19 protein-coding genes are annotated in these 23,003 nt (G+C 64.5%); 8 read left to right on the top strand and 11 right to left on the bottom strand.

All coding sequences use genetic code 11. The annotated features are described in order from the left end of the window. Positions 1–217: 217 nt before the first annotated feature. From LB556_RS15650 to LB556_RS15630, 5 genes are all read right to left on the bottom strand, one after another. A complete protein-coding gene (locus LB556_RS15650) occupies positions 218–979 on the bottom strand; it encodes an SDR family NAD(P)-dependent oxidoreductase (RefSeq protein ID WP_224568495.1) in 762 nt (253 codons plus the stop codon). Positions 980–989: 10 nt separating this feature from the next. Next, positions 990–1,802 carry an ABC transporter permease gene (locus LB556_RS15645; protein WP_224568493.1) on the bottom strand — a complete coding sequence of 271 codons (813 nt, stop codon included), beginning with the start codon at positions 1,800–1,802 and terminating at the stop codon, positions 990–992. Then, on the bottom strand, positions 1,802–2,665 hold the full coding sequence (locus LB556_RS15640; RefSeq protein WP_224568491.1) for an ABC transporter permease: 864 nt from the start codon (positions 2,663–2,665) through the stop codon (positions 1,802–1,804). The genes LB556_RS15645 and LB556_RS15640 overlap by 1 nt, the downstream gene beginning before the upstream one ends. Before the next feature lie 62 nt (positions 2,666–2,727). Then, entirely contained in the window at positions 2,728–3,891 is a 1,164-nt protein-coding gene (locus tag LB556_RS15635; RefSeq protein ID WP_224568489.1) for a PotD/PotF family extracellular solute-binding protein, read from the bottom strand. Then, positions 3,872–5,008 carry an ABC transporter ATP-binding protein gene (locus LB556_RS15630; protein ID WP_224568487.1) on the bottom strand — a complete coding sequence of 379 codons (1,137 nt, stop codon included), beginning with the start codon at positions 5,006–5,008 and terminating at the stop codon, positions 3,872–3,874. Before LB556_RS15630 ends, LB556_RS15635 begins: the two co-directional genes overlap by 20 nt. A gap of 119 nt (positions 5,009–5,127) precedes the next feature. On the opposite strand from LB556_RS15630, the gene LB556_RS15625 reads away from it, so the two are divergent. From LB556_RS15625 to LB556_RS15610, 4 genes are all read left to right on the top strand, one after another. Beyond that, entirely contained in the window at positions 5,128–5,943 is an 816-nt protein-coding gene (locus LB556_RS15625; RefSeq protein ID WP_224568486.1) for a response regulator transcription factor, read from the top strand. A gap of 255 nt (positions 5,944–6,198) precedes the next feature. Beyond that, positions 6,199–7,080: a metal ABC transporter solute-binding protein, Zn/Mn family gene (locus LB556_RS15620; protein ID WP_224568485.1), complete on the top strand. Its 882-nt coding sequence runs from the start codon at positions 6,199–6,201 to the stop codon at positions 7,078–7,080. Between the two features lie 9 nt (positions 7,081–7,089). After that, positions 7,090–7,884 carry a metal ABC transporter ATP-binding protein gene (locus LB556_RS15615; RefSeq protein ID WP_224568484.1) on the top strand — a complete coding sequence of 265 codons (795 nt, stop codon included), beginning with the start codon at positions 7,090–7,092 and terminating at the stop codon, positions 7,882–7,884. Further along, positions 7,868–8,692, top strand: a complete 825-nt coding sequence (locus tag LB556_RS15610; RefSeq protein ID WP_224568483.1) for a metal ABC transporter permease — start codon at positions 7,868–7,870, stop codon at positions 8,690–8,692. The genes LB556_RS15615 and LB556_RS15610 overlap by 17 nt, the downstream gene beginning before the upstream one ends. Positions 8,693–8,694: 2 nt before the next feature. On the opposite strand, the gene LB556_RS15605 is transcribed toward LB556_RS15610, so the two are convergent. Together LB556_RS15605 and LB556_RS15600 are read right to left on the bottom strand one after the other, a co-directional pair. Further along, positions 8,695–10,770, bottom strand: a complete 2,076-nt coding sequence (locus LB556_RS15605) for a 3-hydroxyacyl-CoA dehydrogenase NAD-binding domain-containing protein (RefSeq protein ID WP_224568482.1) — start codon at positions 10,768–10,770, stop codon at positions 8,695–8,697. A gap of 100 nt (positions 10,771–10,870) precedes the next feature. Continuing rightward, positions 10,871–12,583 (bottom strand): MFS transporter, encoded by a 1,713-nt coding sequence (locus LB556_RS15600; RefSeq protein ID WP_224568481.1) that lies wholly within the window; start codon positions 12,581–12,583, stop codon positions 10,871–10,873. A 164-nt stretch (positions 12,584–12,747) separates the two neighbouring features. Here LB556_RS15600 and LB556_RS15595 point away from each other — a divergent pair, with 164 nt between their 5' ends. After that, the gene (locus tag LB556_RS15595) at positions 12,748–13,278 is read left to right on the top strand and encodes a TetR/AcrR family transcriptional regulator (protein WP_224568480.1); all 531 of its coding nucleotides are present in this window, start codon (positions 12,748–12,750) and stop codon (positions 13,276–13,278) included. 56 nt (positions 13,279–13,334) lie between these two features. Here the strand turns inward: LB556_RS15595 and LB556_RS15590 are convergent, their stop codons facing one another. The 4 genes from LB556_RS15590 to LB556_RS15575 are packed head-to-tail and all read right to left on the bottom strand — an operon-like array spanning position 13,335 to position 17,901. Further along, on the bottom strand, positions 13,335–14,282 hold the full coding sequence (locus tag LB556_RS15590; RefSeq protein ID WP_224568479.1) for an ABC transporter permease: 948 nt from the start codon (positions 14,280–14,282) through the stop codon (positions 13,335–13,337). Positions 14,283–14,284: 2 nt separating this feature from the next. Next, positions 14,285–15,265: an ABC transporter permease gene (locus LB556_RS15585; RefSeq protein ID WP_224568478.1), complete on the bottom strand. Its 981-nt coding sequence runs from the start codon at positions 15,263–15,265 to the stop codon at positions 14,285–14,287. Position 15,266: 1 nt separating this feature from the next. Next, positions 15,267–16,838 carry a sugar ABC transporter ATP-binding protein gene (locus LB556_RS15580; RefSeq protein ID WP_224568476.1) on the bottom strand — a complete coding sequence of 524 codons (1,572 nt, stop codon included), beginning with the start codon at positions 16,836–16,838 and terminating at the stop codon, positions 15,267–15,269. 49 nt (positions 16,839–16,887) lie between these two features. Further along, on the bottom strand, positions 16,888–17,901 hold the full coding sequence (locus LB556_RS15575; RefSeq protein ID WP_224568474.1) for an ABC transporter substrate-binding protein: 1,014 nt from the start codon (positions 17,899–17,901) through the stop codon (positions 16,888–16,890). A gap of 205 nt (positions 17,902–18,106) precedes the next feature. Here LB556_RS15575 and LB556_RS15570 point away from each other — a divergent pair, with 205 nt between their 5' ends. The 3 genes from LB556_RS15570 to zwf are packed head-to-tail and all read left to right on the top strand — an operon-like array spanning position 18,107 to position 23,001. Beyond that, positions 18,107–20,533, top strand: a complete 2,427-nt coding sequence (locus LB556_RS15570; RefSeq protein WP_224568712.1) for a glucan 1,4-alpha-glucosidase — start codon at positions 18,107–18,109, stop codon at positions 20,531–20,533. 52 nt (positions 20,534–20,585) lie between these two features. Beyond that, complete coding sequence (gene gnd / locus LB556_RS15565; RefSeq protein WP_224568472.1) at positions 20,586–21,602, top strand: phosphogluconate dehydrogenase (NAD(+)-dependent, decarboxylating); 1,017 nt, start codon at positions 20,586–20,588, stop codon at positions 21,600–21,602. A 22-nt stretch (positions 21,603–21,624) separates the two neighbouring features. Continuing rightward, complete coding sequence (gene zwf / locus LB556_RS15560; RefSeq protein WP_224568471.1) at positions 21,625–23,001, top strand: glucose-6-phosphate dehydrogenase; 1,377 nt, start codon at positions 21,625–21,627, stop codon at positions 22,999–23,001. Positions 23,002–23,003: the final 2 nt, after the last annotated feature.

The following is a 23,003-nucleotide window of genomic DNA, read 5'->3' as shown; positions in this document are numbered from 1 at the left end:
CTAATGAGACCCGGTAAACTTTAGACAAATTCGGTCGCAATCCGAGAGTGGGCGCTGCGCCGGAATTGTAAGGCACTGAAAAGCAACGGAATTCACTGCCTTTGACGTGCCATGGCACTGAAGTCCCAGGGCAGCCAGACCATAGTCCTGTGCCGCCGGCGCCACGCGAACGGCAGCAAGAAAGGGGGCTGAATAGGAAGGTGGAAAAGCGGAGGTTTCAGCCGATGCTTTCACCGCCGTCGATCACCAACGCCTGGCCGGTCATAAAGGACGATCGGTCCGAGACCAGGAACAAGATCGCCTCGGCGATCTCTTCAGCCACGGCCCAGCGCCCCATCGGGATCTTGGTGCGGACATAGCTTTCGATCGCCTCGCGTCCGCCCATCTGGGCGATGAACGGTTCGTTGAACGGCGTGTCGACCCAACCCGGGCAGAGCGCGTTAACGCGCACATTGTGCCGGGCATAGTCGAGCGACATCTGCCTGGTCATCGCCACCACGGCATGTTTGGACGTCGCATAGGCGATCATCTCGCGGTCGTAGAAGACGCCCGAATTCGAAGCCGTGTTGAGGATGACGCCGCCCCCTTGCGCGATCATCGACGGCATGACGATCCTCGCTGCCAGGAATTGCGCCCGCACATTGACTCGCCAGGAGGCATCCATGCCGTCGGTTTCGACTTCGGTCAGCGTGCCGCCGACTTGGATGCCGGCATGATTATGCAGTATGTCGATGCGCCCATGCTTTTCCAGCGTGCCGATTATGAGTTTCTCAACAGCCGCGTCCTCTCCCACATCGGTGGCGATGGCCTCGGCTAGGCCGCCCAATGCCCGGATGTCTGAAGCAGTTGCCTCGCCGTTAGCCTCATCCCTGTCGGCGATGACGACCATCGCGCCTTCCCGACCCATGATCATGGCACCGGCACGTCCGATGCCGGACCCGGCGCCTGTCACCACGGCGATGCGGTCTTTGAGGATCATGGAGCGGCTTTCAGTTTGATGGTTTGCGCTGGCGCAGCTGCCATTGGGCAAGCACCACGAGCAGGACGGAAGCAACGAGCACGATCGTCGCGATGGCGTTGATCTCCGGTGTCACGCCGCGCCGGATGGAGGCAAAGACATAGATCGGCAGAGTCGTCTGCGCGCCGGCGACGAAGAAGGCGACGATGAAGTCGTCGAAGGAGAAGGTGAAGGCGAGCAGGAAGCCGGCGACCACCGCCGGCATGATCTGCGGCAGGACAATCGAGCGAAAGGTCGTCAGTGGCGTGGCGTAGAGGTCGCTCGAAGCCTCGACGAGATTGCGGTCGAGGCTGCCCAGCCGCGTGCCCACGATCATCGTCACCAGCGCCATCGAGAACAGGCCATGCGCGGCGATGATCGAGCCATAGCCGAGCGACAGGCGCGGCGGCTGGTCACCGGGCCAGATCGAGGCAAGGAATGGATTGACAACGGCGAACAGCTGGACGAGCGCGACCAGCGTCGAGATGCCGATGACAACGCCGGGAACGACGATCGCAGCACCCAGCAGCCCATCGAAGACGGCGCGGGTTCTGATGCCGACACGCGTCAGGCCAAGGGCTGCCGCGGTGCCGAACACTGCCGCCAGCAGGGCGCTGGTAGTGGCAATAAACAGGCTGTTCTTCAGCGCTTCGACGAGGAATGGGTTGGACAGCGCCTTGCCGTACCATTGCACCGAGAAGCCGGTGAACTCGCTGGCATGGTGGCCGGCATTGAAAGAGAACAGCACGACCAGCACGATCGGCAGATAGAGGAAGGCGAAGACGGTGATGACGAAGGCGCGCATCAGATGAGGTCCACCCGGCGGGCGCCCGCAACCCGGTTCGAAATGCGGTTGGCGACAATCAGCACCGCCACCGAAACCAGCACCAGCGTGATTGCGATGGCCGAGCCGAACGGCCAGTTGCGCGACTGCAGGAACAGATCCACCAGCGCGTTGCCGATGAAGAACACCTTGCCGCCGCCAAGCAGCGTCGGGATCAGGTATTCGCCAAGCAGCAGGATCATGACCAGCGAGAATCCGGTCATCACACCCGGCAACGACAGTTTCAGGGTCACGCCCAGAAAGGTTGACAATGGAGTCGCACCGAGATCGGCGGAGGCTTCCAGCAGCCTTCGGTCGAGCCGCTCGAGGCTGACATAGATCGGCAGGATCATCAGCGGCAAATAGCCGTAGACGATGCCGAGCAGCACGGCGCCCGGCGTGTTGATCAGCCTGACATCCTCGATGCCGACAAGAGCGAGCAGCGCCGGTATGCCGCGACCGCCCAGAATGTACATCCAGGCATAGGTCCGCATCAAAAGGCTCGTCCAGAACGGAATGACGACCAGCGCGAGCAGGATCAGCCGCCAGCGCTGCGGCGCACGCAAGGCAAGGTAATAGGCGACCGGATAGGCAACGAGCAGGCAGGCAAGCGCGCCCACTGGCGCCAGCACCATCGTGTTCCAGAACGCGGTCGCCCGCGCCGGAAGGTTGGCGTATTGCGTCAGCGTGAAGGCCGCCTGATAGCCGCCCTCGGGCGCCCGCTCGCCAACGCTGAACACGGCAATGGCGATGAACGGCAGCACCAGGAACACCACCAGCCATACTGTCGCCGGAGCGAGCAGCAAGGCGGTCAGGAAATTATGCCGAAATCTGTTGCCGTGCATTGAAAGCGTTCCGGTACCGGCGGACATGGGCCCGCCGGTCGATTGTCTGTATCAGGCCAGTCTCAAGCCGACTTGAAGCGCGCCATCAGTTCGGCGCGGCCGGGATCGGTCAGCGTCGCCGCCGCGCCGAATTCGAGCGGCGTCAACAGATCCGCCGCCGGATAGAGGATCGGGTTGTCGAGCACTTCCTTCGGCAGCAGCTTGTTGACGCGCGCATCGGTGGAAGGCGCGCCATTGGCCAGGTGCTCCTTCACCGCGACCTGCGGGTTCATCAGATAGTTGAGCAAGGCATAACCGGCGGGCTTGTTCGGCGCGTCCTTCGGGATGGCATAGAAATCGGTCCAGATCTCGCCGCCTTCCTTGCCCAGCACATAGGCGATCTCGGGAACGTCGCGATGGAGCTGCGCACCGTCATTGGTCCAGCACATCGTCATCCAGGCGTCGCCCGCACGCATGCCCGGCTGATAGTCGGACGAGACGGCGAACAGATGCGGCTTGACCTTCAGCAGCAATTCCTCCGCCTTGGCGAGCTCGTCGGGCTTCAGCGAATTGAACGAATAGCCGTAATATTTCAGCGCGTTGCCGATAGTGGTCAGCTGGTAATCATGCACCATGGTGCGGCCATCGCCCTCGGCCATGGCGGTATCCCAGAAATCCTTCCAGCTCGTCATCGGCTTGCTGAGCTTCTTGGTGTTCACCGCGAAGCCTGTCGTGCCCCAGTTCTTCGGGACGGCATAGATCACCTTGTCGATCGTGCCCTCCGACGTGAAGCGCGGATCTTCCTGGGTGCCGTCGAAATTCGGCAGCTTCGCCATCTCCAGCGGCTCGATGATGCCGAGCTTCTTGTAGGTCGAGATCGTATAATTGGTCGGCACGAACAGGCTCCAGCCCGAGGCGCCGGCCTGCAGCTTGGCCAGCATCTCCTCGTTGGAGCCGAACACGTTGACCTCGACGGCGACGCCGGTGTCCTTCTTGAAGTTCTCGAAGGTCTGCGGGTCGTGATAGTTCGGCCAGGTGGCGATCGACATGCGATCGCCAAGGCTCTCGGCGGCAAAGGCCGGCGTCGGCATGATGCCGATCTCGCGCGCCATCACCGCCGTCGCGATACCGAGGCCGGTGAGGCCGAGGAAGTCGCGACGGCCGATCGAGCCGCGCTTCAAGCGCATCAGCTGGTCGACGAAATTCTCAGGGCTTATCGGCAGTCCGTCACGATATGATTTCGACATGTTTGTTTACCCTCTGGTTGGTCCCGTTGTTCTTGGTTTCCGGAAACGCCAGCGGCGTTCCGGAGGCATAGCCGATGGCGACGGGTTCACCCGGCTTGAAGAGATTGCCTTGGCCGATCAGGTGGTCGGCCTTGGCGAGCAATGTTCCGATTCCCTGGACCTCGATCGCGTATTCCGCCGTCGAACCCAGGAAAATCCGGTTGCGGACGACACCCTTGAGCGGGCCGCTTGTCGGACCGCCAAGGCTGAGTGATTCAGGACGCAGGCTGACCGAGACGGCCTCGCCTTGTTGCAGGGCGGTGCGTTTGCGCGCCGCAATGACGGTGCCGTCCGCCAGCGCGACGTCCACCAGCTCGCCCCTATGCCCCTCGACCTTGCCGGCAAGTAGATTGGTCTTGCCGACGAAATCGGCCACGAACAGATCGGCCGGCTCGTCATAGATCTCGCTCGGCTGCCCCAGCTGGACGATGCGGCCGCCATTCATGACGCAGACGAAATCGCTCATCGACAGTGCTTCTTCTTGGTCGTGGGTGACCAGCACGAAGGTGATGCCGATCTCGCGCTGCAGGTTCTGCAGCTCGATCTGCATGTCGGTGCGCAGCTTCTTGTCGAGCGCCGCCAGTGGCTCGTCGAGCAACAGCACCGCCGGCTTGTTGACCAGCGCCCGCGCCAGCGCCACACGCTGCTGTTGGCCGCCCGACAATTCGTGGATCTTGCGGCCGCCATAGCCGGCGAGCCGCACCATTTCGAGCGCTTCGCCGGCCCGTCGGCCGATCTCGCGCGGCGGCAGCCGTGGCCTTTGCTGGCGCAGCCCGTAGGAAACATTGGCTTCCACGTCGAGATGTGGGAACAGCGCGTATTGCTGGAACACCATGTTGACCGGTCGCCGGTAGGGCGGCGTGCCGGCCATGTCCTGGCCGCGGATGAACATCTGGCCTTCGCTCGGCTGCTCGAAGCCACCGATCATGCGCAGGCAGGTCGTCTTGCCGCAGCCGGACGGTCCGAGCAGGGCAACGAAGGCGGAAGGCGGCACGGCCAGGTCGATGCCGCTGACCGCCGTCACCGCGCCATAGCGCTTGGTGACGCCGCGAAATTCGATGTCGGGCACTGCGGTCAAGGCTGCGGGCTCCAGCGACAGGACGATGCGATTTCGAGACGCTACCAGAGCCAATGGCAGCTAGTATATACCTCCCAGGTGGTATATCTGATCTATTTTCTCGTTTTAGGGGGTATGAGTTGAGCGCATCCCGCAGCGACGAATACAGCCGGCTCGCCGCCCTTGTCGCGGCGACGCGGGAAACGAGCGGCGACCTGTTCGGCCAAGCGATGGTCGATTGGCTACGGCAGCATGTCGGCTTCGACCACTGCGTGATCTTCGGCTATCGCGGCGCCTCCAGACCGCCACTGCTGTTCGAGACGTTCTCACCGGCCGAAAGCCACGTCTTCGTCGCGCTCTACCAGGAAGGGCCGTATCTGCTCGACCCGTTCCATCACGCGGCGGTCGAGCGCAAGGAGGGGTTCTGGCGGATGCGGGAACTCGCGCCAGATCGTTTCTACGCCAGCGAATATTTTCGCTCCTACTACAGCCAGACGAGGCTGGCCGAGGAAATCGGCTTCTTCGTGCCGTTGCCGGGCAAGGACGCGCTGGTGCTGTCGCTGATGCGGCTCAGCGCTTCCGGCCCGTTCGGCACCGCCGATGCCAGGCTGCTGCGCGACATGGCGCCGGCGGTGATCAGCTTCATCCGATTGCGCTGGCCTGCCCTCCCCGCCGACGAACCGGCCGAGGCGAAGCAGGACGAGGAAATAGCCGCGGCCAACGAGTTCGACCGCGCCCATATCTGGAAAAGCCTATCGCTGACGCCGCGCGAAAAACACGTCGTCGATCTGGTGCTGCAGGGCCATTCGACCGAATCGATCGCCAGGGCGATGCGCATCGTGCCGGGAACCGTAAAGGTCCATCGACGCAACATTTACCGCAAGCTCAAGATCAAGTCGCAGGCCGGCCTCTTCGCCCGCTTCGTCGAGATCATCGACGCACGGATAAGGAATTGAAGGGTCGGATGCGTCCGTGCTGACGGACCGCATGCTTCGGCGATCGGCGGAAACATCAATCGCTTTGACCAATTCGGAATGGTGCCATGCTGACCGAGGTCACGGATTTGTGTGCGCCAAACGTGGCCGTATTGGAAAGTTCCATTGATCGTCTCGGATTGCCATCGTAAACGTTATACTGTAACAGGCTGTGCCACACGTGACACGCATGGCGGCGGATCTTGGCCGCCCTGACTTTCTAAAGGAGACCCAAGGATGCGTTCCCTTCCCTTCCTGGCCGCGCTGCTGGTTGCGGTGCCGCTGCTGACCGGCACCGTCGCCCGGGCAGAAGACAAGCTGAACATAGTTGCCGCCGAGAATTTCTATGGCGATCTCGCCCATCAGATCGGTGGCAGCCATGTCGCCGTTACCAGCATCCTGTCCAATCCCGACGACGATCCGCATCTGTTCGAGACCAGCCCGTCGACGGCGCGCACCATCGCCGATGCCAAGGTCATCATCTACAACGGCGCCGACTACGATCCGTGGATGGACAAGTTGCTCGCCGCATCGAGCAAGCCGGACCGCACGACCATCGTTGCCGCCGACCTGATCGGCAAGAAGTCCGGCGACAACCCGCATCTCTGGTACGACCCGGCGACGCTGCCGGCGGTCGCCAAGGCGCTCGCCGCCGAACTGTCGAAGCGCGATCCCGCCAACGCGGCTCACTACGAGGCCAACCTCAAGCAATTCCAGGCCTCGCTCGACGGCATCAACAAGGAAATCGCAGCCGTCAAGAAAGCCTATGCCGGCACCGAGGTGACCGCCACCGAACCTGTGTTCGGCTACATGGCCGAGGCGCTTGGCCTCAAGATGCTGAACTATGATTTCCAGGTGACGGTGATGAACGACGCCGAGCCAAGCCCGACACAGGTCGCGGCATTCGAAAACAGCCTGAAGGACGGTTCGGCCAAGATCCTGTTCTACAATTCGCAGGTGACCGATCCGGCGACGACCCGGCTTCTCGACCTCGCCAAGCAGAACAAGGTCACCGTCATCGGCGTCACCGAGACGGAGCCCGCCGGCAAGACGATCCAGAGCTGGTTCAGCGGCCAGATCGACGCTGTCCAGAAGGCGCTCGCAGCCCGCACACAATAAACGTGACCGATGAATGCAATTGAGTTCGCCAAGGTCACGTTGACCTATGGGGGACGCCGGGTTCTGTCCGACGTCTCCTTTTCGATTCCGCAAGGCGCCTTTGTCGGCTTGCTCGGCGCCAATGGCGCCGGCAAGACGACGATGCTGCGCGCCATCCTCGGCCTCATCAAGCCGGCCGGCGGCGCCATTTCGGTGCTCGACAAACCGCCGACGCGCGGCAACGCTGATATCGGCTACATGCCGCAGGCGCGGCGTGCCCTGGCCCAGACGGGGATCAGCGGCCTGGATTTCGTCCTCATCGCTGCCGGCGGCCACCGCTGGGGTTGGCCGGTTGCTTCCGCCACCGAGAAGGAAGCCGCCTGGAAAGCGCTCGAAGCCGTCGGAGCGAGCGACCTCGCCCGGCGTCCGTTGACCGAGCTTTCCGGCGGCGAGCGCCAGCGCATCCTGATCGCCCAGGCGCTGATCGGTGACCCCAAGCTCCTGCTGCTCGACGAGCCGCTGATCAGCCTCGACGCGGCGCACCAGCGGACGATCATCGACCTCGTGCATGAGATCGGCGAGCGGCTCGGCATCGCGGTGCTGTTCTGCTCGCACGAGATCAACCCGCTGCTGCGCGCCGTTGATCGCGTGCTCTATCTCGGCAACGGCAAGGCCGCGATCGGCAGTGTCGACGAGGTCATCAACGGGCCGGTGCTGTCGGAACTCTACGGCACGTCGATCAATGTCGTGCGGGTCGCCGGGCGCATCTTCGTGATGGCCGACGATGTGGAACTGGAAGGCGAGGCGCATGTCCACGATCTTTGACTATGAATTCATGCGCAACGCTTTCTATGCCTGCACGGTGGTCGGCATCGTCGCCGGCGCGGTCGGCTATTTCCTGGTGCTCAGGGGCCAGACCTTCGCCGGCCATGCGCTCGCCCATGTCGGCTTCCCCGGCGCCACCGGCGCCGGCCTGGTCGGCCTGTCGCCGTTCTTCGGCCTGACCGTGTTCACCGTCATCGCCGGCATCGGCATAGGGCTGCTTGGCGAGCGCGCGCATCGCGACGTCGCCATCGGCATCGTGCTGACGCTGTCGCTCGGCCTCGGCCTTCTGTTCCTGCATTTCTACACCGCCTTCGCCTCGCAGGCGACCAATGTGCTGTTCGGCAATGTGCTGGGCATCAACCTGCGGACCGTCATCGTGCTCGCGGTGCTGGCGGTAGCGATCCTGGTCGCTTTGGTGCTGATCGCCCGGCCGCTGCTGTTCGCCAGCCTGCAGCCGGAACTCGCCGAGGCAAGGGGCGTGCCCATCAACCTCGTCTCGACCCTTTTCATGGTGCTCGTCGCCTTCACCACTTCGGAAGCTGTACAAATCGTCGGCGTGCTGCTTGTCTTCGCGTTGATGGTGGCTCCCGCGGCGACCGCGCTTCGACTGACGCAAGGGGTACTCGCAGGCTTGGCGGTCTCGATGGTACTGGCCGTCACCATAGCCTGGATCAGCCTGTCGCTTGCCTACCTGACCGACTGGCCGACAAGTTTCTGGATCACGGCGCTGGGTACATCGGCCTATCTGGTCAGCGGCATCGCGCAACGCTCGATGGCCCGCCGCCAGGCCGCTGATGGCAGGTCCTGAACTCACCCGCCCGTCGCGTCGGTCTCCCACGAGCCCGTTTCGGCCATGCGCCGAAGCAGCGGCGCCGGCTTGAAGACATCCTTTCCGGTCTGCCGGTACCAATGCTCGAGCCGCTCGACGATCCTGGCCGCGCCTTCAAGGCCGGCCCAGAACATCGGGCCGCCCTTACCGACGGGAAAGCCGTAGCCGTTGACCCACACGACGTCGATATCGGACGCGCGGGCCGCGATCTTTTCCTCGAGGATTTTCGCCCCCTCGTTGACCAGGGGATAAAGCGTGCGTTCGATGATTTCCTCGGCTCCGATCGCGCGCTGCGCGACGCCCTTCTCGACCGCCTTGGCACGGATCAGCGCCTCGACCTCCGGATCGGGAACCGGCGTGCGCGAACCGTTCTCGTAGAGATAGAAGCCACGGCCGGTCTTCTGGCCGAACCGCCCCTGTTCGCACAGCGTGTCGGCGATCGCGGCCGTCAGGCCCCGCGCCTTGCGATTGCGCCAGCCTATGTCGAGGCCAGCGAGGTCGCCCATTTGGAACGGCCCCATCGGCCAGCCGAAATCGGTGAAGGCCTTGTCGACCTGGCTGGGTGTCGCGCCCTCCAGCAGCAGCGCTTCCGATTCGGCGCCACGTGCCGCCAGCATGCGGTTGCCGACGAAACCATGGCAGACGCCGACGACGACAGCCACCTTGCCGATCCGCCGCGCTAGGTCGACTGATGTCACCAGCGCATCGGGCGCGGTCTTTTCCGCCCGCACGATCTCAAGCAGCTTCATCACATTGGCCGGCGAGAAGAAGTGCAGGCCGAGCACGTCCCGCGACCGCGAGGTGGAGGCGGCGATCTCGTCGATATCGAGATAGGAGGTGTTGGTGGCCAGGATGGCACCTGGCTTGGCCACCGCGTCGAGCTTGCCGAAGATTTCTTTCTTGACCGCCATGTCTTCGAACGCGGCCTCGACGATCAGATCGCAATCGGCAAGATCGGCGTAGTCGGTGGAGCCTTTGAATTGGGCGAGTCGCTGGCGCTTTGCGTCCTCGCTCAAGGAGCCGCGCGTGACCGAGACGGCGTAATTCTTCTCGATCGTCGCCAACCCCCGCCGCAACGCTTCCTGGCTGGTTTCCAGCAAGATGACAGGAAAGCCGCCATTGGCGAAGGCCATGGCTATACCGCCGCCCATCGTGCCGGCGCCGATGACGCCGACGCTGGCGATCCGGCGCTTGATGACATCTTTGCCAGGAAGCTTTGCCGCCTCGCGTTCGGCGAAAAACAGATGACGCTGCGCGCGTGACTGGTTGCTGGCGACGAGCTTCACGAACAGCGCGCGCTCCGCCGCCAGGGCCTGGTCGAAGGGCAGGGTGACGGCATTGCGGACCGCCTGCGCACAGGCGACCGGCGCTTCCAGGCCACGCGCTTTCCGGGCGAGATCCGCGGCCTCGGCATCGAAGGCAGCAAGCTCGGTTTCCCCAAGCAGGTCATTGCGATCGCGCACCGGTGTGAACGGCCCGCCCTTGCGGGCGATCTCGCGGGCGAAATTCACGGCATGCGTGGCCAGATCGCCTGCGAAGACGGCATCAACCAGCCCCACTGCGTGCGCCTCATCTGCGCCGATCGGCGTGCCTGAACCGATCATCCTCAAGGCCTTCAATGCCCCGACCAGCCGCGGCAGCCGCGCCGTGCCGCCGCCGCCCGGCAGCAGTCCGAGTTTCACTTCGGGAAGGCCAAGCTTCGCGCCGACGTCGGCGACGCGGAAATGGCAACCAAGCGCCAGTTCCAGCCCGCCGCCGAGCGCCGTGCCGTGAATGGCGGCGACGGTCGGCTTGGCAATGGCTTCGAGCACTGCCACGATGGCGCGCAATTCAGGCTGCTGCATCGGCTTGCCGAACTCGGTGATGTCGGCGCCGGCAACAAAGGTTCGGCCGGCGCAAGCAATGACGATTGCGGCGACCGAAGCGTCGTCGCGCAAAGCGCCCAGCGCCTGCATCAGCGGCGCCCGGACATGAAAACTCAGGGCATTGACCGGCGGATTGTCGATGGTGACGATGGCGACGTCGCCGTCCCGGCTGAGCTTCAGGAAATCGGACACGCAGAAACCTCCCAGCGATAATCCACGGCTCGCCGCCGCACGAATGGGATTTATAGCGCCGTGACGCCGATGGAAACTGGCCTCCGGCCTGGCACAACGATTAGCGCCGGCCGGCGGCCTCCGTTGCCATCATCTCGGGCAGGGCGGCGTTGACGGTACGCCCGCCGCGCCAGGACGCGAAAGCCGCGACCAGATAGAGGATCGCTGAGAAGGTGAAGGCGAAGACCAACCCATGCTTGAACGGCCCCGACATCAATTCCGGGAAGAAGGCGTGGCCGGTCAGCGTGTCGATGCTCTGCTGCGGCAGAGCATGCAGCACGTCGGCCGGGATCAGCTCGCCCATCGGATTGTAGCCCAGGAAAGCGGCGAACAGGCTGGCCACCGGCGGCATGTTGGCGATCTGGTGCGCCACTGCCTGCGGCACGTGCTGCGCCAGAAGGCCGGCTTCCATGCTCTGCGGCAGGCTGGCGGCAAGGCCCAGGATCATCAGGCTGAAGAACAGGCCGATCGACAGCACCTGCCCGGCATTCGTCGTCGTGGCGCGCATGCCCGACGCCTGGCCGCGTTCGCGCGCCGGCACGGAGTTCATGATCTGCGTCGAATTCGGCGCCACGAACAGACCGGAGCCAAGGCCGTTCAGAAACAGAAGTGCCGCGAAGGCGATGTAGGAGAAGTCGGCCGGCAAGGCCATCAAAGCGATGAAACTCGCAGCGCCCACGGCCATGCCGCCGACCGCGAAAGGCACGCCGCCGACCCGGTCGGAGAAATAGCCGGATACCGGCCCGGCGATGAGGAAGCCGACGGTAAGCGGCAGCATGAAGATCGCCGACCACAGCGGCGTCTCCTCGAAGGAATAACCATGCAGCGGCAGCCAGATGCCTTGCAGCCAGACGATCAGCATGAACTGCAGCCCGCCGCGCGCGATGCCCGAGGCGAGATTGGCGATGTTGCCATAGGCGAAGCCCGGGATGCGGAACAGCTTCAGGTCGAGCATGGGCTTCTTCACACGCTGCTCGATGAAGATGAAGGCGATCAGCGAGACGAAGCCGATGGCAAACAGGACAAGCACCTTCGGGCTGGTCCACGCCATAACCTGGTCGCCATAGGGCTGCAGGCCGTAGGTGATGGCGGTGAGGATGAGCACGAGGCCGAGGCCGAAACTGATATTGCCGAGCCAGTCGATCGTATGCGTCGAACGGTTCGGCGCGTCATGCAGCTTCAGATACGACCAGACCGTGCCGACGAGGCCGAACGGCACGTTGATCCAGAACACCAGCCGCCAGTCCGTGTCGGCCAGAAGGCCGCCGATCAGCAGGCCGACGAACTGGCCGCCAATGGCCGCCACGACATTGATGCCGAGCGCGAAGCCGCGTTCGTTTTCCGGAAAGGCATCGGTGAGCAGCGCCGTCGAATTGGCCATGATCAGTGCGCCGCCTATGCCCTGGATGATGCGCACGCTGATCAGATAGATGGCGGCGAAATCGCCCTGCCCGGGCAAAAGGCTGAGCGCGATCGAGGCGGCAGTGAAGATGGCGAAGCCGAGATTGTACATCCTCGCCCGGCCGAACTGGTCGCCGAGCCGGCCGAAGGCAACGACCAGCACAGCCGTGGCGATCATGTAGCCGATGATCGCCCACAAGAGGTAATTGATGTTACCCGGGTCGAGCGCCTTGAGGCCGATGCCGCGAAACACCGCCGGCAGGCTGATCAGCAGGATCGAGCCGTTGATGGCGGCGGCCAGCATGCCGAGCGTGGTATTGCTCAGAACCATCCATTTGTGGCTCTGCGGGCGACTGTCGACTGCGGTATTCATGGTGGTAACTCTCGACGGGTGCTGGCGCGGTTGCCGCCAGCGCCATATATGAGGATAGTCTCAGGTTTGGAAATATGAGGATGACCTCGGAAAAAGCAAGGGCCCCGGCAGCGAATCCGCGTGCACCGCAGCAAAAAAGAGGGCGCGAACGGGTCGCGGCACTGATGGCGAGTGCGGCAGCGCTGTTCGTCGAGAAGGGTTTCGACGCCACGACGATGACCGAAATCGCCGCACGCGCGGGCGCCGCCATCGGCACGCTCTATCTGTTCTTCCCGACCAAGGAGGCCTTGGCGCAAGCCATTCTGGCCGAGAACGCGGAGAGCCTGTCCACGCAGCTTGACGCCTTGCAGGAACGCGCCATGGGCCTGGCGCCGGCAGCGATCGCCGACGCGCTGTTCGACGTGCTCGGCGACTTCCTCACCAAGTATCCGGCCTATTCAGCGCTGCTTGACCTACCCGGCGACGAGGGCTGGCGGCGCAAGATGCGGGGCCGCCGGCGCGAGCAGATCGCCGCCCTGTTCGCGCGGGCCGAGCCGCCGCTCCCCTCAGGGCAAGCCGAGCGGCTGGCCGTCATCGTGCCGCAACTGATGCGCATCCCGCTGACGCTTCTCGGCGAGAAGCGGTTGCGTGACGGCGTGCTGCAGGAATTGCGGCTGATGCTGGCTCGGCATTTGGAAGGGAGCGGTCAAGTGTGAGCAGTTCGATACTTGCCGTTTTGCCGAACCCTTCCCGAAAATGACGAAGGCGCGGTTCACCGCACCGCCTTCTCCCCACCTGCCACCGTGATCACGCCGACGATGATCAGTCCAGTCAGTAGCAGCCGCACGCCGGCACTGACGCCGAACGTGTTGAGCATGGTGAGCAGCAGCACCAGGAACAATGCTGCGCCCCACACCCCCGGCACATTGGCCTTGCCGCCGGCAACCGACGTGCCGCCGATGACGACGACGGCGATCGAGGCCAGCAGATATTCATTGCCGATATCGACATTGGCGCCGCGGAAATAGCCGGCGAGCAGCGCGCCATCGATGCCGCCGAGCGCGCCCGACAGCGTGTAGGTGAAGAAGCGAATGCGGCCGACATGGACGCCGGCGAGCCAGGCGGCGCGGATGTTCTGGCCGATCGCCAGCACCGAGCGGCCATAGATCATGCGCTGCAAGGCAATTGCCGCGCCGATGGTGAACAGCACGGTGAGGATCGCCAGCACGGGAATGCCCAGCACCTGCCAGTTGGTGAAATCGGCGAAGCCCGGCGGCGGCTTGATCTGCAGCCCGCGCCCATAGCTGATGTCGACCGACTGGATGATGAAGCTCGCCGACAGCGTGGCGATGATCGGCGGGATGCGCAGCGCCCAGATCAGCAGATAGTTGATGGCGCCGATTGCGGCCCCGCAGGCGAGCGCCGCCAGCAATCCGATGACGATCATGGCGTCGCTGCCGCCCATCACCTTCATGGCGACCGCGCTGGCCAGGCCGATATTGGCCGGCAGCGACAGGTCGACATTGCCGGGCCCGAGCGTGATGACGAACATCTGGCCGACGCCGACGATGACGGTGAACACGGCAAGCGACAACGCGGCCGTTACCATGCCGCCGGCGCCATAGCCGCCGGTGAAGGCGATCGTCGCCAGCCACACCAGCAGCGCGCCGACAAACGACCAGATCCAGGGTTTTGTGAGCAGCGTTTTTAGTGAAGCCATCCTCACCTTTCCCTGCGGCTGATCAGCACCCGCGCCGCCAGCACGATGATCAGGATCGCGCCGTTGGCGGCCACCTGCCAGTCGGGCGGGATATGCATGAAGGTGAGCAGCGGCGAGGCGGCCAGCGCCAGCGTCAGCGCGCCGATGACGGCACCGATCGGCGAGACCCGGCCGCCGACGAACTCGCCGCCGCCGAGGATCACGCCGGCGATGGCCAGCAGCGTGTAGCCATTGCCGATATTGGCATCGGCCGAGGTGGTGATGCCGATCAGCGCCATGCCCGACAGCACGCCGAAAACTCCGGCCAGCGAAAACAGCACGATCTTGGTCTTGAGCAGCGACCAGCCGGCGCGCCGAAGCGCCGCCGGATTGCCGCCGGAGCCGCGCAGGATCACGCCGTAGGAGGTGCGCATCAGGCCGAAATGCACGGTGGCCGCGATCAGCAGCGCGGCTATGATCGGAAACGGAATGAAGGGCGGCTTGAACGCCATGATCGCCAGCAGCCAGTCCGGCGCCTTGCCGCCGGGCTTGGGCAGGACGAGGATGGCCAGCCCCTGCCAGACGAAGCTCGTGCCGAGCGTCACCACGATGGATGGCAGGTTGCGCAGATGGATCAGCGCGCCGAGCAGCGCATAGACGCCGATCGACCCGAGCAGAATGAGGACGCCGATCAGCGGCGCGTCCTTCAGCCATGTCGCGGTGACGCAGCCGACAAAGCCGACGAACGTGCCGATCGACAGGTCGAGTTCGTTGCCAGCGATGACGAACATCTGCGCGATCGTCGCCAGCGCGATCGGAATCGCCAGGTTCAGCATCAGGCTGAAGCCGAAATAGCTGATGGCGCGCGGGTTGAGCCAGGCGATTGCCGCCAACACCAGCGCCAGCGACAGCGCCGGGAGCAAGCCGCGCAACAGCCGCGCCCGCGCCGCCGCATTGCGCGCCGCCGATCCTTTGAAGCCATTGTCGATCGGCGTCGCCGTCATCTCAGGCCGCATCGCCGAAAGAGGACTGGATGATCTTCTCTTCCGTCAGCTCGTCGCGCGTCAGGTTGGCGACGATGCGGCCGTTCTTGAAGACATAGATGTGGTCGCAATTGTCGAGCTCTTCGGTTTCGGTCGTGTACCAGAGGAAGGTGCGGCCGCGGCCCGCCTCCTCGCGCACGAGGTCATAGACCTCCAGCTTGGTGCCGATGTCGACGCCGCGCATCGGGTCGTCCATCAGCACGATTTCGGCATCGGAGCCCAGCGCGCGGGCAAACAGGGCCTTCTGCTGGTTGCCGCCCGACAATGAGAAGATGTTGTTGTTCATGTCGGGCGTGCGGATACCGATCTTCTTCTTCCAGGCATCGGCGAGTTCCGCCTCGCGACGCGGCGAGATCAACAACCCGTTGCGCAGACGCGCCAGCGAACGGATGCCGATGTTCTGCGCGATCGACCATTGCGGGAAGATGCCGTCCGACTGGCGGTCGCCCGCCACCAGCGCCACCGGCGCCGTGACCTCGATGCCGGCCCTGGCGCGTGCGGCGGCGTCGAATATCCGCAGCAGCAGGTCGGTCTGTCCGTGACCGGCCAACCCGGCAAGCCCGATGATCTCGCCCGCACGCGCGACAAGATCCTTGCCGTCCGTCTGCCCGGTGGGCCGTGCCTGAACACGCAGCGGACTGGTCCCAGGCGTGGCGACAGCGGCCTGCGCGGCGGTCTTCCGATGCGCCTCAGCCCCACCCATCACCGTCACCAACCGGTCGCGATCGAAAGCACAAGCCGCGTCCGACGCCACCATCTTGCCATCGCGCATGACCACGATCCGGTCGGCGTTCCGCAACACCTCACCCAGCACATGCGAGATCAGGATGCAGCTTTTGCCGCCGGCGACGAAGCGGCGCACGAAGGCCAGCAACTGGCCGGCGGTGTGTGCGTCGAGCGACGAGGTCGGCTCGTCGAGGATGACCAGGTCGAGCCGGTCCTGCGTCACCGTGAAGGCACGCGCCACCTCGACCATCTGGCGCCGGCCGATCGAGAGATCGCCGACGATATCCCACGCCGAAATGCCGTGGTCCGGGAAGATTTCGTCCAGCTTGGCGGCGATCAACTCCGCTGCCTTGTGTCTCCAGCCGAAGCCGGTGAGCGAAGCGTGGTTGATGCGTGTATTCTCGGCAACGCTGAGATTGGGGCACAGCGACAGCTCCTGGAACACGCAGCGTATGCCCAGCTGTCGTGCCCGCGACACCGAGTAGTTCTCCTCGATGCCGCCATGCACAGCGATGGTGCCGCTGTCGGGCGTCAGGGTGCCGGCCACCATGTGCATCAAGGTCGACTTGCCGGCGCCGTTATGGCCGACAAGGCCGACGCACTCGCCAGGCCCGACATGGAAATCCGCCCCGCCGAGCGCCCTGACGGCGCCGAAATGCTTTTCGGCACCATCAAGTCTTACGATGTCAATGTTGGCGGCGCCGAACTGTTTTTCGGCCCCGTCAAGTCTTACGGCGTCAGCATCAGCGGCGCCGAACTGTTTTTCGGCGCCGCTCAGTCCGACGATGTCCGTGCTGCCTGCGGCCATGCTCAACGATATCCGCTCGGTGACGCCCAGGGCAACACGTCTGCGACGTTCACTTCATGTTGGCTTTGATGGCCGCGATGGCATCTTCCTGCGTATATTCGTGGGTGGCGACACCACCCTCCTTGATCTTCGGCAGCGCGGCTTCGAAATCGTCCTGGGTGAAGGCCAGATACGGCACCAGCAGATCGTGCGGAATATCCTTGCGGCCGTCCAGCACCTGCTGCGCCACCCAGAAGGCGAGCGTCGACACGCCGGGCGCGATCGAAGCCGACCAGGTCTGGTAGCCGTCCTTGTCCTTCTGCTCCTTCCACCACTTCAATTCGTCCTGCCTGTTGCCCATGATGATGGTCGGGCGCGGCTTGTTGGCGGCGGCGAAGGCCTGTGCGGCGCCATAGCCGTCACCGCCTTGGTCGACGACGCCGACAATGTCGGGCAGCGACGGCAGGATGGTCGCGACCGCCTTCTGCGCGGTGGTCTGGTCCCAGTCGCCGGTGACGGAGCCGACGATCTTGAATTCGGGATGCGCGGCGACGCCTTCGAGAATGCCGGCATGGATGGCGTCGTCGATCGAAGTGCCGGCAAGGCCGCGGATTTCAAGCAGGTTGCCGCCCTTCGGCTGGAACTTGGCCATGTGCTCGACTTCCTGCTTGCCCATGTCCTTGAAGTCGACGACGACGCGGTAGGCGCAGGGCTCGGTGACGATGCCGTCGAAGGAAACGACGGTGATGCCGGCATCGCAGGCCTGCTTGATGGCGCCGTTGAGCGCGTCCGGCGACGCCGCGTTGATGACGATGGCGTCATAGCCCTGCAGGATCAGGTTCTGCACCTGGGCGGCCTGGGTCGGCACTTCCTTGTCGGCGGTGGTGAAGACATCGGCCGCGCCGACGATCTTGTCGTCGACGGCCTTCTTGGTGACGATGGCATAGCTGTCGAGCATCGCCTGGCGCCAGGAATTGCCGGCGTAATTGTTGGAGAACGCGATCTTCTTGCCGCTGGTGTCGGCGAGTACCGTACCGGCTGCGAGCACCGCTGCAAGGGTGCCCAGAACGAACAGTTTCTTCATGTCATACTCCTCCCGAATGTTGCTGGCCTGCTGATGATGAGCGTCGCGATTGCATTCCTGTTTTTTATCTATTATCAGACAAAAGTGCAGCAGCGCCGGCGAGCTGTCAACTGCAATCCGATGCGCGCCGGCGATCAACTTGCGGTGCGTCGGTTGAAATGGCTTCGGTGAATGGGCTAGGCATGCGCCCATGTGGCTGAAAAGCATGACGGCGGCGCCAATCGTTCCCCCTGGCGCCCCGGGTATTCCGGCACGCTGGACGTCCAGCGCCAAAAGCGGCGTCGGAGCTTCCCTCTCGTCAGCCGGCCCTGTCTGGTTCACGATCAGCCACGGCATCCTGAACGAGATCTATTATCCCCGCGTCGACAGTGCCTGCACACGCGACCTGGGCTTGATCGTCACCGGTTTGAACGGGTACTTCTCCGAGGAAAAGCGCGATGCCGCGCACGCCATCGAGCCGTTCGAGGCCGGCGTGCCCGCCTACAGCCTGGTCAATACGGCTGACGACGGCGCTTATCGGATCGAGAAGCGCGTCGTGGCCGATCCGGCGCGCCCGACCTTGCTGCAGGAGATCACCTTCAGCCCGCTCGAGGGTTCCGCCGCCGACTACCGCGTCTACGCGCTTCTGGCGCCGCATCTGGTCAATGCCGGTATGGGCAACACCGCCTGGGTCGGCGAGCACAAGGGAAGGCCTGTCCTGTTTGCCTCGGGTCGCGGCACCTGCCTGGCACTGGCATCGTCGCTGCCCTGGCGGGATTGTTCGGCCGGCTATGTCGGCTTCTCCGACGGCTGGCAGCAGTTGAACCACACCGGCAGGCTGGATGTGGCTTGCCGGCGCGCGGAGGACGGCAATGTCGCGCTGACCGGCGAGATCGGCTTCACCGCCGCCACCACGAAAGCCCTGCTGGCGCTGGGTTTTGGCGCGACTTCGGACGAAGCCGCCGAAAACGCCTTCGCCAGCCTGAAGCGGGGCTTTGAACCGGCGGCGAAATCCTATGTCGAAAAATGGCGCAAATGGCAGGCCGGGCTGCTGCCGCTGGACCGCCACCGGACACCCGCGGTGCCCGGAGTGAACAGCTACCGCGTCTCCACCGCGGTGCTGGCAACCCACAGGTCACCGGCCATGCCGGGCGCGGCGGTCGCCAGCCTGTCCATTCCGTGGGGCTTCAACAAGGGCGATGACGATCTCGGCGGCTACCATCTCGTCTGGCCGCGCGACCTGGTTGAAACGGCGGGCGGCTTCCTCGCCGCCGGCGATGCCGCTTCGGCACTTCAGATCCTGGAATACCTCCGCTCCATCCAGCAGCCGGACGGCCATTGGCCGCAGAACGCCTGGCTCGACGGCTCCGCCTATTGGCCCGGCATCCAGATGGACGAATGCGCCTTTCCCCTGTTGCTGGCCGACGCCCTGCATCGCGCCGGCCACCTGCCGAGTGCAAGGCTCGAGACCTTTCTGCCGATGATCGAGCGCGCCGCGTCCTATGTCGTGCGCAATGGTCCCGTCACCGGCGAGGACCGCTGGGAAGAAGACGCCGGCTACAGCCCGTTCACGCTGGCCGTCGAGATCGCCGCACTGCTTGCCGGCGCCGACCTTCTCGATGCCTGCGGCAAGCAGGACGCGGCAGGCTATCTGCGCGAAACCGCCGACTGCTGGAACGACCAGGTCGAGCGATGGACCTATGTCACCGGCACCGCCATCTGCAAGGCCGCCGGCGTCGACGGCTACTACGTCCGCATCGCGCCGCCCGACAGCGCCGATGCCGGATCGCCGAAGGACGGCTATGTCCCGATCAAGAACCGGCCGCCCGGCGATACGGAGCGACCGGCCGAGGAAATCGTCAGCCCGGACGCGCTGGCCCTGGTCCGCTTTGGCCTGAGGGCCGCCGACGATCCCCGCATCGTCGACACCGTGACGACCATCGACGCACAGTTGCGCTGCCAGCTGCCGCAAGGGCCGCTCTGGTATCGCTACAACAGTGATGGTTATGGCGAACACGAGGATGGCGCCCCCTTCGACGGCACCGGCCGGGGCCGGCCCTGGCCCCTGCTTGCCGGCGAAAGGGCCCATTACGAGCTGGCGGCCGGGCGCAAGGACAAGGCGGCAAGCCTGCTCGAGACGCTGGAACGGTCGGCCGGACCCGGCGGCCTGCTGCCCGAACAGGTCTGGGACGGCGCCGATTTTCCCGAGCGCGAGCTGCTGCACGGCAAGCCATCGGGCAGCGCCATGCCGCTGGTCTGGGCACATTCCGAACATATCAAGCTGCTGCGTTCGCTGCGCGACGGCGCCGTCTTCGACATGCCACCGCAAGGCGTGAAGCGCTACATCGAGGACAAGACCACATCGCCGTTCAGGACATGGCGCTTCAACAACAAGATCCGCACGCTGCCGGCCGGCAAGGCGCTACGTATCGAATTGCTGACGCCAGCCACGGTCCACTGGAGCACCGACGATTGGGCAACCGCTCACGACAGCCAGACAGCGGAAAACGCTCTCGGCATCCACCTTGTCGATCTGCCCTCGGCCAGCCTCCCCGGCGGAAGCACGCTGATCTTCACTTTTTTCTGGCCCGGCACCGGCGATTGGGAGAATGTCGACTTCTCCGTCACATCTGGCGGGCAGGATAGCCAGTAGACCATTCCCCCGGGAAACCCCGAGACTATTTTCAGGAAACAGGGACAAAACCATGCAGATCGGAATGATGGGACTGGGCCGGATGGGCGCCAACATGGTGCGGCGCCTGATGCGCGACGGCCACGAATGCGTCGTCTACGACATCAACCCGGCCAGCGTCGGAGCGCTTGTGAGCGACGGCGCATCGGGGGCGGCATCTTTGGTGGAATTCGTCGGCAAGCTCGCCAAGCCGCGCTGCGTATGGCTGATGCTGCCGGCGGCGATCACCGGCAAGGTCATCGATCAGGTTGCGGCGCTGATGGAGCCTGGCGACATCGTCATCGACGGCGGCAATTCCTACTATCACGACGCCGTCGACCAGGCGGCCAAACTCGCCACCAAGGGCATCCACCTTGTCGATGTCGGCACCAGCGGCGGTGTCTGGGGGCTGGAGCGCGGCTACTGCCTGATGATCGGCGGCCCCGACGTGGCGGTGCAGCATCTCGATTCGGTCTTCGCCACGCTGGCGCCGGGCCTCGACACCGGCGTGCCCGCCCCGGACAAGATCGCCGGCACCGCGCCCTACGGCTACCTGCATTGCGGACCGAGCGGTGCCGGCCACTTCGTCAAGATGGTGCACAATGGTATCGAATATGGCGTCATGGCCGCCTATGCCGAAGGCATGAACATTCTGAAGTCGGCCAATGCCGGCAAGCGGCAACGGACGGCGGACGCCGAGACCAGCCCGCTGGAAAGCCCGCAATACTACCAGTTCGACATCGACCTTCCCCAGGTAGCCGAGGTCTGGCGGCACGGCAGCGTCATCGGTTCCTGGCTGCTCGATCTCACCGCCGGCGCGCTGAAGAGCGATCCGGGCCTGGCGCAATTCGGCGGCCGGGTCTCGGATTCCGGCGAGGGCCGCTGGACGCTGAAGGCGGCGATCGACACCGGCGTGCCGGCGCCGGTCCTGTCCTCGGCCCTGTTCGACCGCTTCTCCTCGCAAGGCGAATCCGAATTCGCCGACAAGCTGTTGTCCGCCATGCGCTATGCCTTCGGCGGCCACATGGAAAAGCCGAAGGGCGGCAGGTGAAGGCGACAGGGGAGACGCACGCATGAGCCAGGAACGGTCCGACACGCTGGTGCTCTTCGGAGCGACCGGCGACCTCGCCCACAAGAAGATATTTCCAGCCCTTTACCAGATGGTCGCCAAGGGCACGCTCACCGAACCGGTGATCGGCGTCGCCTTCGACGCCTGGGACCTGAAGCAGCTGCAGGACCGCGCCCGCGACGGCATCGTCAACACGCTCGGCAAGATCGACGAGAAGGTGTTCGCCAAGCTGGCGTCGCTGCTGCGCTATGTCAGCGGCGACTATCGCGATTCGGCCACTTTCGAGAAGCTGAAGACGGCGCTCGGCAGCGCCCGGCGGCCGCTGCACTACATGGCGGTGCCGCCGACCATGTTCGAGACAGTGGTGCAAGGGCTGGAGCAGTCGGGCACCGCGCACGGCGCGCGGCTGATGGTGGAAAAGCCCTTTGGCCACGATCTGCAGTCGGCGCGCTGGCTGAACCGGGTGCTGCACCTGGTGTTCGACGAACAGTCGATCTTCCGCATCGACCACTATCTCGGCAAGGAAGCGATTCAGAACCTGCTCTATTTCCGCTTCGCCAACTCCCTGCTCGAACCGATCTGGAACCGTAATTACGTCGAGAGCGTCCAGATCACCATGGCCGAGGATTTCGGCATCGAGGGGCGTGGGCGCTTCTATGACGATGTCGGCTGCATCAGGGACGTCATCGAGAACCATCTGCTCAACATCCTGCTGCTCCTCGCCATGGAACCGCCGGTCGGCCGCTCCGCCGACGACCTGATCGACGAAAAAGTGCAGGTGCTGAGGGCGATCCGGACCTTGACCAGGGACGATGTCGTGCGCGGCCAGTTCAAGGGTTATCTTGCCGAGCCCGGCGTGGCGCCCAACTCGCCGGTCGAGACCTTCGCGGCGGTGCGTTTCTTCGTCGACACCTGGCGCTGGCAGGACGTGCCGTTCTTCATCCGCGCCGGCAAGAACATGCCGGTGCATGTCACCGAGGTGGTCGTGCGGCTGAAGCGGCCGCCGCTCGACGTCTTCGATCCGATCAAGCCCGCCGACCAGAATTATGTGCGCTTCCGCATCGACCCGCAGGTGATGATCGCCATCGGCGCACAGCGCAAGGCGCCCGGCGACGATATGATCGGCGAGCAGGTCGAACTCACCGCGCTCGACGACTCGAAGGGCGACATGCCGCCCTACGAACGGCTGATCGGCGACGCCATGAACGGCAATGGCCAACTCTTCACCCGCCAGGACGCGGCCGAACTGGCATGGCGTATCGTCGGCCCCGTACTCGGCGACACCACGCCGCCACATCTTTACGAGCCGAAGACGTGGGGGCCGACCGACGCCATGGCCGGCTTCGGGCCGCCCAATGGCTGGATCGACCCGGTGGCATGAGC

The sequence above is a fragment of the Mesorhizobium sp. ES1-4 genome (assembly GCF_020164745.1).
Classification (GTDB): Bacteria; Pseudomonadota; Alphaproteobacteria; order Rhizobiales; family Rhizobiaceae; genus Mesorhizobium.
Note: the sequence above shows the minus strand (reverse complement) of the source record. Positions and strands in the feature narration are given on the sequence as shown.

Excerpts from the sequence above, each read along its gene's own strand:
- LB556_RS15650 (WP_224568495.1), bottom strand. The coding sequence starts at position 979 with ATGATCCTCAAAGACCGCATCGCCGTGGTGACAGGCGCCGGGTCCGGC.
- LB556_RS15645 (WP_224568493.1), bottom strand. The coding sequence starts at position 1,802 with ATGCGCGCCTTCGTCATCACCGTCTTCGCCTTCCTCTATCTGCCGATC.
- LB556_RS15640 (WP_224568491.1), bottom strand. The coding sequence starts at position 2,665 with ATGCACGGCAACAGATTTCGGCATAATTTCCTGACCGCCTTGCTGCTC.
- LB556_RS15635 (WP_224568489.1), bottom strand. The coding sequence starts at position 3,891 with ATGTCGAAATCATATCGTGACGGACTGCCGATAAGCCCTGAGAATTTC.
- LB556_RS15620 (WP_224568485.1), top strand. The coding sequence starts at position 6,199 with ATGCGTTCCCTTCCCTTCCTGGCCGCGCTGCTGGTTGCGGTGCCGCTG.
- LB556_RS15615 (WP_224568484.1), top strand. The coding sequence starts at position 7,090 with ATGAATGCAATTGAGTTCGCCAAGGTCACGTTGACCTATGGGGGACGC.
- LB556_RS15610 (WP_224568483.1), top strand. The coding sequence starts at position 7,868 with ATGTCCACGATCTTTGACTATGAATTCATGCGCAACGCTTTCTATGCC.
- LB556_RS15600 (WP_224568481.1), bottom strand. The coding sequence starts at position 12,583 with ATGAATACCGCAGTCGACAGTCGCCCGCAGAGCCACAAATGGATGGTT.
- LB556_RS15595 (WP_224568480.1), top strand. The coding sequence starts at position 12,748 with ATGGCGAGTGCGGCAGCGCTGTTCGTCGAGAAGGGTTTCGACGCCACG.
- LB556_RS15590 (WP_224568479.1), bottom strand. The coding sequence starts at position 14,282 with ATGGCTTCACTAAAAACGCTGCTCACAAAACCCTGGATCTGGTCGTTT.
- LB556_RS15585 (WP_224568478.1), bottom strand. The coding sequence starts at position 15,265 with ATGACGGCGACGCCGATCGACAATGGCTTCAAAGGATCGGCGGCGCGC.
- LB556_RS15580 (WP_224568476.1), bottom strand. The coding sequence starts at position 16,838 with ATGGCCGCAGGCAGCACGGACATCGTCGGACTGAGCGGCGCCGAAAAA.
- LB556_RS15575 (WP_224568474.1), bottom strand. The coding sequence starts at position 17,901 with ATGAAGAAACTGTTCGTTCTGGGCACCCTTGCAGCGGTGCTCGCAGCC.
- LB556_RS15570 (WP_224568712.1), top strand. The coding sequence starts at position 18,107 with ATGACGGCGGCGCCAATCGTTCCCCCTGGCGCCCCGGGTATTCCGGCA.
- gnd (WP_224568472.1), top strand. The coding sequence starts at position 20,586 with ATGCAGATCGGAATGATGGGACTGGGCCGGATGGGCGCCAACATGGTG.
- zwf (WP_224568471.1), top strand. The coding sequence starts at position 21,625 with ATGAGCCAGGAACGGTCCGACACGCTGGTGCTCTTCGGAGCGACCGGC.